Raw genomic sequence first — 14,895 nt, 5'->3', positions numbered from 1 at the left:
CCAACTCATCTGTACGGGCTGGGGAGCATGGAACCGTTGTCTTTCGACGCTAACTTCGCTACCCCTCAAATGGGAAGTAATAAGCCAGCTTATTTTTTTCCGGGTGGGTTCCAAGTTATTTCGAAGGTCTCTCAGCGATTGTGGAAGCAGCAGGAAGGACGGCCCGAGACCACCGTTCCAACCCGCTGGCGCTGGCATTGCCGGAGCCCCCCGAGCGGGACCGTCCGTTTCCCCGACTGAGGCGGTCCCGCCCGGGAATTACTCCCGGGCGAATACCCCCTACCACGCGCTGCGCCTGGCACGCGTCGAGCGGGCGCTGAGCAACGCATTTTCCGCGCTAGGGGCGTCGCCGGCGCCCGCTCGATTACGTAGAAGAGTCAAGGCGTGGGACTGCCCCCGTTGACGTTGAGCGTCTCCCCCACCACGTAGCTCGATTCCGATGACGCGAGGAACACGTACGCCGGCGCCAGCTCGGTTGGCTGGCCGGCGCGGCCAAGCGGCGTGTCCTTGCCGAACTCAGGCAGCGCATCCTTCGGCTGTCCGTCAGAGACCTGCAGCGGCGTCCAGAACGGACCCGGAGCAACAGCGTTCACCCGGATTCCGCGCGGTGCCAACTGCTGCGCAAGGCCCTTGGTGAAGTTGTTGATCGCGGCCTTGGTGCTTGCGTAGTCGAGCAGGGTCGGCGAGGGCTGGTACGCCTGGATCGATGTCGTGTTGATGATGCTCGAACCCGTCGGGAGATGTCCAAGCGCCTCACGGGTGATCCGGAAGAACGAGTAGATGTTCGTCTTGAACGTGTGGTCCAGTTGCTCGTCATCAAGGTCCTCGAGCTTCTCCACGGCAATCTGCTTGCCAGCGTTGTTCACGAGGATGTCGAGCCCGCCAAGCCCGTCCACTGCCTGCTTCACGAGGTCCTTGCAGAACTGGGCGTCCTTGATGTCGCCGGGCACCTTAACCGCCTTGCGGCCGCAATCCTCGATCAGCTGGACAATCTCGTCGGCGTCAGCCTCTTCCTCGGGAAGGTAGGAAAGTGCGACGTCGGCTCCCTCGCGTGCGAAGCCGATCGCCACGGCAGCACCAATGCCGGAATCGGCGCCGGTGATGAGGGCCTTGCGGCCCTCAAGCCGACCGGTGCCGCGGTAGGACTGCTCACCGCGGTCGCTTTGCGGGGTCAGATCACGGTCAAGGCCCGGTTCGGGCTGGTCCTGCTTCGGTGGGGAGATCTCCGGGAATCGCGTCACCGGATTCTGGAAGGTGTACTGATCGCTCATGCGTTCCTCCTGCTGCTTGTTGTTCACCCTTGAGGGCAATCTGCTGTACAGCTAGGCTCTGTGCTATTCCTAAGCCTGCTTATCACACTAGAGCGGACGGGCCGAGGCCTCAAGGGCCTTGAGCCGGCACCGAATGGAAAGGCTCGCCCATGACCACGACCATTGGTTTCCACGCATCGCACGAACAGATACCGCCGGGCCAACTACTTGCCGACGTGCAGCTGGCTGAGCAGGCCGGGTTCGACGCCGCGATGTGCTCGGACCACTTCGAACCCTGGTCCGCAACGCAGGGCTATTCCGGGTTCGCCTGGTCCTGGCTGGGAGCCGCGCTGGCCACCACAAACCTTCGCTTCGGCGTCGTAACCGCCCCCGGCCAGCGTTACCACCCGGCGATCATCGCCCAGGCGAGCGGCACCCTGGCGAGTATGTTCCCTGGAAGGTTCTGGGCTGCGCTAGGCAGTGGAGAGAACTTGAATGAGCACATCACCGGCGATGCGTGGCCGGAGAAGGCGGAGCGGCAGCAGCGCATCGAGGAATGTGCGGACATCATCCGGAGAATGCACGACGGCGAGGAAGTCACCCACGATGGGCTGGTCACCGTGCATCAGGCACGGCTATGGGACGCGCCGGAGGTCAAGCCGCCGCTCATCGCTCCCGCGGTGAGCGTGGAGACGGCGGCGCGCAGCGCCCGCTGGGCAGATGGACTCGTGACCGTCAACCAGCCGCACGAGAAACTCACCGAGATGATCCACGCCTACCGCGAGAACGGCGGGAAAGGAAAGCTCATCCTTCAGGTCCACCTTTCGTGGGCGCCAAGCGAGGATGAGGCGCTGGATCTGGCGCGGACCCAGTGGGCCTCGAACTGCGTGACACCGCCGACCACCTGGGACCTGACCCGGCCCTCGGACTTCGAGAACGCTACGAAAAGCCTCGACGAGGAGAAACTGCGGGCAACTGTCCAGATATCTTCGGACCTGTCGCAGCACGCACAGCAACTGCGGGAGTACGTCGACCTCGGCTTCGACGAGTTGTACCTCCACTTCGTCGGCACAGAGCAGAAACCGTTCATCGAAGCGTTCGCCGAGCACGTTCTGCCTGAGGTCCGCTGATGCGCATCACCGACACAGCTGACCTCTGGTGGAAGAACGCGGTCATCTACTGCCTGGACATTGAGACCTTCTGCGATTCCGACGGCGACGGCGTGGGCGACTTCTCCGGCGCCGCCCAGCGCATGGACTACCTGGCCGAGCTCGGTGTGACCTGCGTCTGGCTCATGCCGTTCTATCCTTCACCGCAGAAGGACGACGGGTATGACGTCATGGACTTCTACGGTGTCGACGGCCGGCTCGGCACCCTTGGGGACCTGGTGGAGTTCATCCGCATCGCGAAGGACCGGGGCATGCGGGTGATTGCGGACATCGTGGTGAACCACACCTCGGACCAGCACCCCTGGTTCCAGCAGGCGCGCTCCTCCAAGGACAATCCGTACCGCGACTTCTACGTCTGGCGCTCGGAGGAACCGCCCGATACGTCCAAGGAGGTTGTCTTCCCCGACAAGGAGAACTCGATCTGGAACAAGGACGAGAAAACCGGGGAGTGGTACCTGCACCGCTTCTACTCGCATCAGCCGGACCTCAACGTCTCCAATCCAGCGGTTCGCGACGAGATCGCGAAGATGATGGGCTTCTGGATGGAGCTCGGACTTTCAGGTTTCCGGGTGGACGCCGTGCCCTTCTTCCTGGAGACCATGGGGACGCCCGAGGATGAAAGCGGAGATCCACACGACTACCTCCAGTCGCTGCGCCGCTTCCTTTCGAGGCGGTCCGGCGACGCCGTCCTTCTCGGCGAAGTGAACCTGCCATATGAGAAGCAGCTGGAGTTCTTCGGGGACGCTGCGGATGAACTGAACATGCAGTTCGACTTCATCGCCATGCAGCAGCTGTACCTCTCGCTCGCCCGCGGGGATGCACGGCCGCTCGCCTCCACCCTGGAGGCGCGGCCACCGATCGACCCGGACAACCAGTGGGCGACGTTCGTCCGCAACCATGACGAGCTGACCCTGGACAAGCTCAGCGATTCCGAGCGGGAGGAGGTGTTCGCGGCATTCGGGCCGGAAGAGCGGATGCAGGTCTTCGGCCGTGGCCTCAAGCGCCGTGTCCCGCCGATGATGGGCGGGGATCTGCAGCGCATCAAGATGGTCTACTCGCTGCTGTTCTCGCTCCCCGGGACGCCCGTGCTGTTCTACGGCGAGGAAATCGGGATGGGCGAGAATCTCGACATCGAAGGCCGGCTCGCGGTGCGCACGCCGATGCAGTGGACCGACGAAGACTCCGCCGGTTTCTCCTCTGCGCCGCCGGACAAACTGGTCGCCCCACTGGTCAGCGGGGAGTGCGGGCCCGCCAAAGTGAACGTTGCGGCGGCACGGCGGGATCCGGCGTCGCTCCTTGGTTTTATGGGAACGCTGATCCGCCGCTATCGCGAGTGCCCGGAGCTCGGCTGGGGCGAGTTCCAGCTCATCGACCAGCCGAATCCTGCCGTGCTGGCTCACCGATCCGTCTGGGAGGGCAACTCGGTGTTCCTGCTGCACAACTTCGCCGCGGAACCTGCGACCGTGACCCTTAATTTGGACGACGACGACGTCCCCGCCGAGGGCGGTCTACTCACCGATTTGCTGCAGGACAGCAGGCGCTCGATCTCACCCGGTGAGGATCTTGAGCTGGAGCTCGAACCCTACGGATTCCGTTGGCTCCGGGTACAGAAGCCCGGCACGGGACGGCTCTGGTGACTAGAAGATGGTGGCGAAGAAGCCGGCGCCGATACTGACTACGAGGGCGACGACGAGAAGCCAGACAATGGGCGTGCGGTACCTGTTGATGAAACGCATCATGATGAACCCAGTCTACGGGCGGGTTCCCGGTGAGGAGGAACGCTGATGAGTGAGAGCAACCTGGACGAGGTTTGGCCGGAGTGGAAGGAAGCGGTCAATATGACCGCTTCCCAGCTCGAGAATTGGTTGGATACGGATGAATCCAGGGAGGTGGGCCAGAAGGACGACGGCGGGGAATCCGTTGGTCACGCCTCCGGCCGGCGGATCATCGAGCTGCTGCACAAGAAGAAGGCGGATCTCACCGACTCGGACGTCGACCACATGCGGAAGGTGGTCGGGTATGTGCATCGGCACCTGGCGCAGAAGCCGTCCTCCGACATCGAGCACTCGAAGTGGCGTTACTCGCTGATGAACTGGGGGCATGACCCGCTCGAGTAGCGGGAGCCTGCCTTCGTCCTCCATGCACCTATCCAACGGTTCCGTTGCCTTCACGCGTGATCCGTAGGGTCGATCCAGCCCCATCTGCGGTAAGGCAACGGATCCGATGCCTCCCAGCGGGACGACGCCGTCGTCGTCGTACTAGTCCTGCCTGGCGAGGGAGTCCCGCTCAGCAGCCAGGCGCTTCAGCCCCTCAGCCGGGCGGATGGGTGTGGGCCAGCGGGGCTCGAGGTGGTCGCCGAGGGTTACGTTGCGGAGGCGCCGGCCGAACATCGGGATGACCCATTCGCGGAGCCAGACCGATTCCTGGTGCAGCCACTCGCGTGCGGTGACCGGAATCCGGGGATGCAGCGGCTTGGCGGTGAGGCTGTGGTCGACGCCGAGTACCCGCAGAACGTGGGCGGCCATGTTCTTGTGCCCGGCGGGTGACATGTGGAGGCGGTCGGCATCCCAGAACCGAGGGTCGTGGTATTCGTCGAAGCACCAATAGTCCACGAGAAGCGCACCGTAGTCCTCGGCGATGCGGCGGACGTGCTCGTTATAGGTCCAGTTCCGGCGGCGCATCGGCTCGAGCATAGGGTGCAGGCGAACATCGAACCCGGTGAACAGCAGCGGCCTCGCCCCGGCAGCCGCGATACGCGAAACCATCTCCTCATAGCGCTCCATGAGCGGAGTCAGGCTGGCACGCAGTTCGAGGATGTCGTTGCCGCCGGCATAGACGCTCACGACGGTCGGGTGCAGATCAAGCCCCCTTTGGAGCTGCTCGTCGATGATCTGCTGAAGCCGTTTGCTCCGGATAGCGAGGTTGGCGTATCGCCAGCCCGGGTCCTGTTTGCTCAGCTGCTTCGCAACGCGGTCCGCCCAACCGCGTACGTCGTTAGGGTAACGGGCATCCCAGTCCCCCACCCCTTCGGTGAAGGAATCCCCGATCGCGACAAACAGTCTGGACACGATTCAACGGTAGAAACGAAGAACGACGGCGATGCATCGCGCCCGCGTCTCGCGAGAGAAGTTGGGATGAATTTGAAACACCACCCATCCACGCCGCGTAGGTGTCCGAATTGCTCATGACACGGTCTCCGCGGCGCCCTCATTTTTGCGCCGCCTTTGTAGCAGGGGGTGAGCGATGCAGCACGGAAAACGTTCGCTGCCCGCTGCTTTCCGTGTCCTTTTTGCTTCTTTGACGGTCGCTTTCGGTTGGCTCCTGTTCGGAGCAGTGGCGGCAAATGCCGACGACGGCGGCGGCCTCCTCGGACCCCTTACATCGCAGGACTCTACGGCTGGCTCGTTGTTGTCGGACTCCCTGTTGGAGCCCGACACTTCATCCGAGACGAGCTCCAGCCTTGTCGGTGGCCTGCTTGAGCCGGTTGAAGAGACCCTGGGCGAAGTCACCGAGGTGACTGACGCCGTCGTCGAGCCCGTGGAATCCATTACCGCACCCGTAACCGACGTTGTAGCTGACGTCGCGGAGCCGCTCACACGCGTAGTTGGCCGTGTGACCGCGCCGGTGGTCGAAGTTGTGGAGGACCTTCCGGTTGTCGGATCGGTCACTGGGCCGGTTGTCGACGCTGTCACTGAGCTGCCGGTTGTTGGTCCCGTTGTTCCCCCGGTGGTCCAGCAACCGGCTCCAGTGATCCCCGCACCTGTTGCGCCGGCTCCTGTTGCGCCTGCGCCTGTTGCACCTGCTCCTGTTGCACCTGCTCCTGAAGTCGTTATTCCGGTTGAGCCCGTAACTCCCGCTCCCGTTGCGCCGGTGGAGGTTGCGCCGGCTGACGAATCCTTGGTTGATGAGCGCTCAACTGTTGCCCCCGGCGCCGAGCCGGTTCTTTCTGAAACTTTCATTCCGGCACCAAGCGTTCATGCAGCGAGCAGCACGGTTGCCGCTGACGTCGCTGATGATGTTGCGGCGATTCAGGCAGCAGTGAATGACCGACCTGGCTTCCCGATCGGAGATCCGGGCGCGACGCCCTCGGCCGCACCTGCCGGTTCTTCGTCGTCGTCGGGATCTTCGTTGCGCACGGCAGCAGATTCCGGTGGCAGCGCACCCGCAGACCTCCCGAACGGCTACTTCTCAGCTTCCATCGCAGGCAGTGCATCCAATGCCGCCGACGATGAAGATCTTCCCCATTCCCTAGCCTCGGAGCACGGCTTCTCCCCTGATTGATGTGGCCTCCGCTGCGCCTTTGTTGTGCAGCAGACGGTTTTTCCGATGCCATTTCCGGCATTCGGCACATCAATTCAGTAAGGGAAATAACCATGAACTCGTTTGTACGCAAGGGGCTTTGCAGCACCCTTTTTGCCGGCGGGATTCTGCTCTTCGGAGCGGGCGCCGCATCAGCTTTGGACCTCGACAGCGATCAGGGCCTCCTGGCCGATACGGGCATCAACCTCGAGGTCGGTGCCACGGTCGAGAGCGTTGTCGAAAGCGCTCTTGAGGGTGAGGATTCTTCCTCGGAGGGCAGCCTGACCTCGGATCTCGGCCTGGGACTGGCAGCTGACGCGAATGTCGACGCCGCACTCGAAAGCACCGTTGAAGGTGACGACAACTCCTCAGAAGGCAGTCTCACCTCAGACCTCGGCCTGGGACTCGCAGCTGACGCGAACGTTGACGCCGCACTGGAAGGCGCTCTCGAAGGCACCGTAGAAGGCGACGACAACAACACCGACAGCAACCTCACCTCAGACCTCGGCCTGGGACTCGCAGCTGACGCCAACGTCGACGCCGCACTCGAAGGCACCGTAGAAGGTGAGAATTCCTCCTCGGACTCCAGCCTGACCTCAGACCTCGGTCTCGGTGTCGCAGCTGACGCCAACGTTAACGCCGCACTCGAAGGCGCTCTCGAAGGCGACGACAACTCCTCAGAAGGCAGCCTCACCTCAGACCTCGGCCTGGGACTGGCAGCTGACGCCAACGTCGACGCCGCCGTCGAAAGCACCGTTGAAGGTGACGACAACTCCTCAGAAGGCAGCCTCACCTCAGACCTCGGCCTGGGACTGGCAGCTGACGCGAATGTCGACGCCGCACTCGAAGGCGCTCTCGAGGGTGAGGATTCTTCCTCGGAGGGCAGCCTGACCTCGGATCTCGGTCTCGGTGTCGCAGCTGACGCGAACGTCGACGCCGCCGTCGAAAGCACCGTTGAAGGTGACGACAACTCCTCAGAAGGCAGCCTCACCTCAGACCTCGGTCTCGGTGTCGCAGCTGACGCGAATGTCGACGCCGCACTCGAAGGCACCGTAGAAGGTGAGAATTCCTCCTCAGACTCCAGCCTGACCTCAGACCTCGGTCTCGGCGTCGCAGCTGACGCCAACGTCGACGCCGCCGTCGAAAGCACCGTTGAAGGTGACGACAACTCCTCAGAAGGCAGCCTCACCTCAGACCTCGGCCTGGGACTGGCAGCTGACGCCAACATCGACGCCGCACTCGAAGGCACCGTCGAAGGCGACGACAACAACACCGACAGCAACCTCACCTCAGACCTCGGCCTGGGACTCGCAGCTGACGCGAACGTCACCGGAGCAGTCGACGCCGCAACCGAAGGCGATGATGAGAGCAGCAACGAAGACCTCGACGACCTCCTCGATGAACTCGAGAACCTCTTCGATGAGCTGGAAGAGCTCTTCGAAGACTTCGAGCTCTTCTCCTAACCAGAGCGCATGATGTCGGGCCGGTGGGCAGCCACCGGCCCGACTCCGCGCGTTCAAGAAGTAGTGCGCGTTCGGGGAATAGCACCAACGATTACAGCGCTCCACCCTGCATGACTCTCCAATTGGCAATCACGGGTGCAACAGGACATGTTGGCGGAGAAGTGGCGCGCCGCCTGTCGGCGGCGGGCTTCGAACAGAAGCTCTTCGTGCGCGACCCGGCACGGGCGCCTCAGTTGTCAGGCGCCCGCATCGCGACAGGCAGTTATACGGACAAGCAGGCCGCGATCGATGCACTGCGCGGAAGCGAGATCCTCTTCATGGTCTCCGCCTCGGAAGCTGAAGACCGCGTCCACCAGCACCGCACCTTCATTGACGCCGCTGCAGAGGCCGGTGTCCAGCACATCGTGTACACGTCTTTCCTCGCCGCCGCGAAAGATTCAATCTTCACCCTCGGCCGCGACCACTGGGCCACAGAGGAGCACATCCGCCGCTCCGGCATGGACTTCACATTCCTGCGTGACAACCTCTACCTGGATTTCTTCCCGCTGTTCGCCGACGACGACGGCGTCATCCGCGGTCCCGCAGGTGACGGCCGGGTCGCTGCCGTGGCACGGACGGACGTGGCGCGCGCCGCCGTCGTCGTACTTCAAGACCCCGACGCGCACGGTGGGAAGACATATGATCTCACCGGCCCGGCGGCCCTCTCGCTCGAAGAGGCAGCGGCGACGATCACGAGCGTGACCGGCCGTAACCTTCGTTACGAGGAGGAGACGGTCGAGGAGGCCTACGCCTCGCGCGCCGATTACGGTGCGCCCTCATGGCAGCTCGACGCGTGGGTCAGCACCTACACCGCGATCGCCTCCGGCCAACTGGCGAGGACGACGACGGCGGTACGTGACCTGACGGGCTCGGCGCCCCTGACACTCGATGCACTATTGAGGCAGTAAGACGAAGCCGTAGTCACCCGGCTTCCGCGGCCGATGAGGGCGATCCGAAAATGTCGTAGGCGGGTGATTGACTCTTTCTATGAACAACGGAAGCGGAATGACCCTTGAGGATGCCTACGCCGAGGCGTCCCTACACTGGTCTGAGGTTCCGCTTGCGTATGTCTTGGATCCCGAAGGAGCCGAGGAACCGGATGCCTTCTCCCGCGAGCCAGCACAGGCTTCAGCCGAGAACGCTTCAGTGTTTGGGCTGGTGGGCAGGCTACATGACGTAGCCTTGTCTGATCAGCCCGAGAGCCTGTCGGACACGTTGGAACGGCTTCGGGCCGCAGACCGTTTGGAATCGTGGGCTGCCGCACGTAAAGCCGCGCTGATCGCACGGGTGTTTCATTCCGTGCGAGGTCACGAGCTCCGGACCGGGGACGCTGATCCTCGGTTTGCCTTCACCGTTGCGGCGCAGGAAATAGCGCCATTGCTGCGGGTGCCTGGACGGACAGCGCACAGGATGCTCGGGGAGGCGTTACGGTTGAGCGAGATCCTCCCGGGTACGTGGCAGGAGCTCGACCAAGGCAAAATCAGTGCAGTCCAGGCGCAGGTCATTGTGGAGGAATCCGGGTCCATTCCCGATGAGGCAGTGGCCACGTTCGAAGCGAGTGTCCTGCAAACCGCCGGGACCATGACGCGCCCCAAGCTGACCCGCGCATGCCGGCGGCTGCGCGAGGAACTGCACCCGGAATCGATCGCCGAGCGCCGGTCACGGGCGGTAAAGGACAGAACCGTAACCATTGCCCATGAACAGGACGGGATGGCATGGCTGGGCGCGTACCTGCCCGCTGAGCAAGCGCATGGAATTTTCAACCGGGTCGACTCCGCAGCACGCTCCCTCCAGGGCCCCGAGGAGCCCCGTACCCTGTCCCAGCTACGAGCTGACGTCTTCACCGACGTGCTTACCCACACGTGCACAGGCGATCCGAAGAACGGCACCGGCTTCCGCGGAATAGGCGCGAACGTGTTCGTTACCGTCCCGCTGATGACGCTGCTCGGCAAGAAACGAGCCGACTGGCAGGAGGCACGCGCTGGACACGTTCCAGACGACGTCCCCCTCAACGGCGCGCAGTCATACGACAACTGTTTAACCAGTGGCGGTTCAACCGGTGACAGGCCAGAGGGCGCCAGCGCGGAGACTCGCCCCAAGGACGCCGGTTACGGAAATACCAAGGTTGACGGCGGTACTGGTCCTGAGGGTGCACCTGATCTCGCCGGTTGTGTGAACGGATTGCTGGACGGTTACGGGCCGATCAGCCCGGAGACGGCACGCAACCTGGCCGCGCATGCACCGAGTTTCACCAGAATCCTTGTGCATCCGGAAACCGGCGCCGTCCTCAGTGTTGGAAGGGACAGATACCGGCCGCCCAAGCATCTGCAGGACTGGGTCCGGATCAATAATCCGACCTGCATTCATCCCGGATGCAACCGCTCATCCTGGTCGTCCGAACTTGATCACACCACCCCGTGGGCACACGGCGGGAAAACAGAACTCGGGAACCTCCTGCCCCGGTGCAAGCTCCATCACAAGTTGAAAACTGAAGGCATCTGGCTAGCGAGGCAGGGCAATCAAGGCGTACCGCATGTCACCTCACTCGGCGGAGAGACTTATACCGCCGTGCCCGAGCCACCGCCGCCTTTCTAGTGTGCCGAGTTCTAGCGGTGCCCAGTTCCAGCGGTGCCCAGATGAGCGATACGGTCCTACCGAAAAACGCTTGACACCATCAGCGAATCAGGTCTATCTTCTTAATCAACCAACTCGTTTATAAAGGATTAGGTTGATCATGAACGATGACGAGCTCCTCGACCGGGCCTTCCTGGCACTGGCCGACCCTGCCCGTCGACGCATCATCGCCCACCTCAGCCGGGGTCCTGCAACAGTCAACGAGCTGGCCGAACCATTCAGCATCACCAAACAGGCGATCTCCAGGCACATCGGGGTTCTGGAACAGGCGGGTCTGGTCACGCGTTCGCGCGATGCCCAGCGCCGTCCCGTGCACCTGAACCCCGCGAGGCTGGAGTCGCTGACGGCGTGGATTGACCAGTACAGACTTGTCCGTGAGAGTCAGTTCCGCGCGCTCGACAACCTACTCGAAACCAAAACAAGCACAGCCCGCGAGGGCCCTTCACGCAAGGATCAATCATGAGCAACGCACTCAAACTCTCAGTGCCGGAAGGCGCTCCCTTCATCGACTATGAGCGGGAGTTCGATTACCCGGTCGGGGCCGTCTTCGAGGCCCACAAAGACCCAGCGATGATCTCGCAGTGGCTCGGGCCGCGTGGGCTCCAGATGGAAATCGACCACTACGACTTCCGCACCGGCGGTAGCTACCGCTACATCCATACCGGGCCCGACGGCGCCGCGTACGGCTTCAGCGGTGTGTTCCACACCGTTCGGGAAAACGAGTTCGCAATCCAGACCTTCGAGTTCGACGGCTATCCCGACGTCGTCAGTATCGAATTCATGACGTTCGAGGATCTGGGCGGCGGGCGATCGAAGGTGGTCGGGCACTCGGTGTATCCCAGCCAGGAAGCCCGCGACGGCATGGCGCAATCCGGAATGGAGGGCGGAATGAGCGAAGGCTACGAGCGGCTGGACGAACTTCTTGCGAGCCGCACCTGACCCATCCGGTGCCAACACGTGCGTGCTTCTCCTCGGAAGACTGCAGCGAACCGGCAGTTACACCGGGGCATGGCACAACGCGGGACACGCTATGACAGCAGGAATGGCGCTGGGGGCGATCGGTTTCCTGGCTGAGCGCCAGTCCCGGGGAACGCATAGGCTCGAAGCATGCGCAAGGACTTTTCCCGGGATAGCTTTTCCGACGCCCAGTTCTATCAGCTACTGACCGCGACAGTGGTTCCGCGTCCCATTGCATGGGTCGCTTCACGCTCCGCTGCGGGCGTCGACAACCTCGCTCCCCACTCCTTCTACACAGTTGCTTCGGTAAAACCACCGGTCCTACAGTTCACGTCGGTCGGTTGCAAGGACACCCTGAACAACATCCGCGAAACCGGTGAATTCACGGTCAATCTCGCAACCGAGCGATTGTTCGAGAAGGTGAATGCCACCGGCACCGCTTTTGGCCGGGACGTAAGCGAGTTCGACGCCGTGAACCTCACCCGTGAACCCAGCCTCACGGTTGCAGTCCCGCGCGTGAAGGAATCGCCGGTCTCTGTTGAATGTCTGCTGAACCGGATAATCCCAGTTGGTGATTGCTTCATTGTCCTGGGCGAGGTGTTGCACGCCGCGGTCGACGAGGATGCACTTGAGGACAATCATCCTTTAATCGGAAAACTCCAGCCGCTTTCGCGTCTCGGTCGGGACGAGTGGGGCACAGCCGGCGAGATCCGCCGTATCGCCCGAATCCGGGCAGAGGAATGGCCGGGACACTTCCGCGGCTGAACAATCATCGCGGAAGTTCCCCGGCCTTTTTCCCGAGCGTGTGGAGTCGGATCAGCCGATTCCGAGCTGGACGAAAATGAACCACACCAGCAGCGGCACGACCGCGATCATCGCGATTGCCCAGAGCAGCAGCGCACGGAAGAACATCCGCTCGTCCTTCGGCTGAGCGCTGGCCATCAGCAGCGCACCGCTGGTGGACATCGGGCTGACGTCCACCACGGAGGAACTGATGGCGACGGCGGTGATAACGCCGATCGGGGTCAGCATGGGATCCATGGCAATCGGCGTGATCACCGGGCTGATGACGCCAAGCGTTCCGGTGGTCGACGCGAAGGCCGAAACCATACCGACAACGTAGCTGGTTACCAGTGCGGCAATGGATCCGTTGCCCAGGCTTTCAATGCCGGCCTGGAGCTCATCGAGGGCACCCATCGCTTCCAGCATGCCTACATAGGTGACGATCCCGGTGACCAGGATGATCGCGCTCCACGGCATGTTTTCCAAGGCCGGCTTCTGCACGCCCGGGTTCACGGCGATAAGAACAAGCGAAATGATCAACGATGCGACGCCGACGTCAATGCCGAACACGGTTGTCAGGACCAGGAGCGAAACCAACGCAACGAGGGTAAGGATTCGCATCGGCGTGACGGGCACCTTGGTGATCGTGCGTGTCTCCAGGCGGGTGGCCGTGAGCGTGCCGGTGCCTGCAGGTGATCCACCGCCGGCGGGCGCGCCGCCGTCGTCGTTCACGGATGGGGCGCTGCTGTTGCTCTCGCCGCGCTTGGCGGCGCGGCGCTTCATGATGGCCTGAATGAGCACATAGGCGATGACGGCGAGCAAGGCGTTGAAAAGGAAACAGTAGAGGAAGAGTTTCCCGGAATCGCCCGAGGCTCCAGCGCTGTCCAGCATCTGGTTCCCCAGTACACCGAACGGGTTCACCGGAGAAAAAGCTCCGGCGTTGGCGCCCTGAACAATGACGAGACCCATGGCGAGAGTGCTGATGCCAAAGCGCATGCCCAGCGCGAGCGCCACAGGCGCCACAATCGCAATCGCTGCCGGAGTGAAGGCCCCGGCGGCCGCCAATGCGGCGGTGAGCAGGAACATCAGGATCGGCACGAGAATCTTGCGGTCTCCGGCAAGCCGTTCGCACCAGTAGGCCATGAGGTCGATGGTGCCGGTCACGCGAACGATCGCGAAGAGCAGCGTTGCACCGACGAGGATGAAGAAGAGCCCGGCGGGGAAGGCGCCGATCACTTCCTTGATGTCGAGCCCGGCGACCAGCGGGCCGACGATGAATGCGGCGACAAGCGCGATCAGACCGGCGTTGACGCGGGTGAACGATCCCCATGCAAAGGCGGCGATCAGAACGAGGAAGGCGATGAGGGCAAGTGACATGATGTGGTCCTACTTCTTCGCCGGAACAAGGTCACCGGCGAGCAGACGCCCGGCACCCGAAATTGCCGGTGCATGGCCGAGAGCTTTGAGGATCTCATACGTCGTGGCGACGGCCGCCGTGATGACCGGAACCCCAAGCTGATCTTCGGCAGTCTGAACCGCGGCGAGCGACGGCATCTGCACACAAGCAGACAGAATGACGGCGTCGACGCCTTCCCGGTTGAGTGTCTGGGCGATCCCGGGGAGCTGCTGCGGGTCCAGACGGCCAACCTCGAGGTTGTTGTCAACGGACAGGGAAACCGAGTCGACTACCTCGATGCCGGCGCCTTCGATGTATTCGCACACCGTCTGGGTGAGCGCGGGAACGTATGGAGTAATCATCGCGATCCGGCGCGCGCCGATTTCCTGGAGGGTGCGCACCAGTGCGCCGGCGCTGCTGGTCACCTCGGCCGGGTGGCCATTATTGGCGGCAGCGCTGGAGATTGTTTCCTCCGATCCGACGTGGGCGTTCGTGCCCTGCGCCATGACGGCGACAAGGCATGCGTAGGCGATGACGTCGACGTCGGCGTCCGAAACGGAAGCGGCGCAATCAGCGGCCTTGCCCACCATGGCGGCAAGCTCTTCCCGGTTCACTTTCTTCATGCCGGCGCGTGCCGAGTGGAAGGTGTAACGGTGCCCGGTGGCCTCCGACTGGCGGCGGAACAGTTCCGGCAGTTCGGTTTCCATGGTGGTGTTCGAGCTCGGGACGATAAGCCCGACCCGGGAGGTGTTGGCCGGCGCCTGGACCGGTTCTGTTTCGCAGCATGCGGCAGCGGTGTTCATATGCGTCCTTCACGACGTTGTGTTTGTAAGCCCAGACTGCAAACCCGTCTGGTGGGTTGTTATCCCATAATGTGGGTTCCATCACGATATGTCAAAGTCTTC

14 protein-coding genes are annotated in these 14,895 nt (G+C 62.8%); 10 read left to right on the top strand and 4 right to left on the bottom strand.

The features are described 5' to 3' along the window. Positions 1-377: 377 nt before the first annotated feature. Entirely contained in the window at positions 378-1,271 is an 894-nt protein-coding gene (locus ACX80C_RS12365) for an SDR family oxidoreductase (protein ID WP_459326778.1), read from the bottom strand. A gap of 149 nt (positions 1,272-1,420) precedes the next feature. Between ACX80C_RS12365 and ACX80C_RS12360 the strand changes: the two genes are divergently transcribed. The 3 genes from ACX80C_RS12360 (at position 1,421) to ACX80C_RS12350 (ending at position 4,536) form a co-directional block, all read left to right on the top strand. Further along, entirely contained in the window at positions 1,421-2,380 is a 960-nt protein-coding gene (locus ACX80C_RS12360; RefSeq protein WP_459326777.1) for a TIGR03885 family FMN-dependent LLM class oxidoreductase, read from the top strand. After that, positions 2,380-4,056 carry an alpha-amylase family protein gene (locus tag ACX80C_RS12355; protein WP_459326776.1) on the top strand — a complete coding sequence of 559 codons (1,677 nt, stop codon included), beginning with the start codon at positions 2,380-2,382 and terminating at the stop codon, positions 4,054-4,056. Before ACX80C_RS12360 ends, ACX80C_RS12355 begins: the two co-directional genes overlap by 1 nt. 147 nt (positions 4,057-4,203) lie before the next feature. Then, on the top strand, positions 4,204-4,536 hold the full coding sequence (locus tag ACX80C_RS12350) for a DUF3140 domain-containing protein (RefSeq protein ID WP_459326775.1): 333 nt from the start codon (positions 4,204-4,206) through the stop codon (positions 4,534-4,536). A 141-nt stretch (positions 4,537-4,677) separates the two neighbouring features. On the opposite strand, the gene ACX80C_RS12345 is transcribed toward ACX80C_RS12350, so the two are convergent. After that, positions 4,678-5,487: an SGNH/GDSL hydrolase family protein gene (locus tag ACX80C_RS12345; protein ID WP_459326774.1), complete on the bottom strand. Its 810-nt coding sequence runs from the start codon at positions 5,485-5,487 to the stop codon at positions 4,678-4,680. Positions 5,488-5,662: 175 nt separating this feature from the next. On the opposite strand from ACX80C_RS12345, the gene ACX80C_RS12340 reads away from it, so the two are divergent. From ACX80C_RS12340 to ACX80C_RS12310, 7 genes are all read left to right on the top strand, one after another. Next, positions 5,663-6,700 (top strand): hypothetical protein, encoded by a 1,038-nt coding sequence (locus ACX80C_RS12340; RefSeq protein WP_459326773.1) that lies wholly within the window; start codon positions 5,663-5,665, stop codon positions 6,698-6,700. A 92-nt stretch (positions 6,701-6,792) separates the two neighbouring features. Then, a complete protein-coding gene (locus tag ACX80C_RS12335; RefSeq protein ID WP_459326772.1) occupies positions 6,793-8,181 on the top strand; it encodes a hypothetical protein in 1,389 nt (462 codons plus the stop codon). Between the two features lie 110 nt (positions 8,182-8,291). Continuing rightward, positions 8,292-9,128: an SDR family oxidoreductase gene (locus ACX80C_RS12330; protein WP_459326771.1), complete on the top strand. Its 837-nt coding sequence runs from the start codon at positions 8,292-8,294 to the stop codon at positions 9,126-9,128. 79 nt (positions 9,129-9,207) lie between these two features. After that, positions 9,208-10,815 carry an HNH endonuclease signature motif containing protein gene (locus tag ACX80C_RS12325; RefSeq protein WP_459326770.1) on the top strand — a complete coding sequence of 536 codons (1,608 nt, stop codon included), beginning with the start codon at positions 9,208-9,210 and terminating at the stop codon, positions 10,813-10,815. A gap of 139 nt (positions 10,816-10,954) precedes the next feature. Beyond that, on the top strand, positions 10,955-11,317 hold the full coding sequence (locus ACX80C_RS12320) for an ArsR/SmtB family transcription factor (protein ID WP_459326769.1): 363 nt from the start codon (positions 10,955-10,957) through the stop codon (positions 11,315-11,317). Further along, a complete protein-coding gene (locus ACX80C_RS12315; RefSeq protein ID WP_459326768.1) occupies positions 11,314-11,793 on the top strand; it encodes an SRPBCC family protein in 480 nt (159 codons plus the stop codon). Before ACX80C_RS12320 ends, ACX80C_RS12315 begins: the two co-directional genes overlap by 4 nt. Before the next feature lie 168 nt (positions 11,794-11,961). After that, positions 11,962-12,576 carry a flavin reductase family protein gene (locus ACX80C_RS12310; RefSeq protein ID WP_459326767.1) on the top strand — a complete coding sequence of 205 codons (615 nt, stop codon included), beginning with the start codon at positions 11,962-11,964 and terminating at the stop codon, positions 12,574-12,576. A 51-nt stretch (positions 12,577-12,627) separates the two neighbouring features. On the opposite strand, the gene ACX80C_RS12305 is transcribed toward ACX80C_RS12310, so the two are convergent. Together ACX80C_RS12305 and ACX80C_RS12300 are read right to left on the bottom strand one after the other, a co-directional pair. Next, positions 12,628-13,971: an SLC13 family permease gene (locus ACX80C_RS12305; protein ID WP_459326766.1), complete on the bottom strand. Its 1,344-nt coding sequence runs from the start codon at positions 13,969-13,971 to the stop codon at positions 12,628-12,630. Positions 13,972-13,980: 9 nt separating this feature from the next. Beyond that, the gene (locus ACX80C_RS12300; protein ID WP_459326765.1) at positions 13,981-14,793 is read right to left on the bottom strand and encodes a maleate cis-trans isomerase family protein; all 813 of its coding nucleotides are present in this window, start codon (positions 14,791-14,793) and stop codon (positions 13,981-13,983) included. Between the last annotated feature and the right edge of the window lie 102 nt (positions 14,794-14,895).

The organism is Arthrobacter tecti (assembly GCF_054511355.1).
This window is presented reverse-complemented; position numbering and strand designations above follow the sequence as displayed.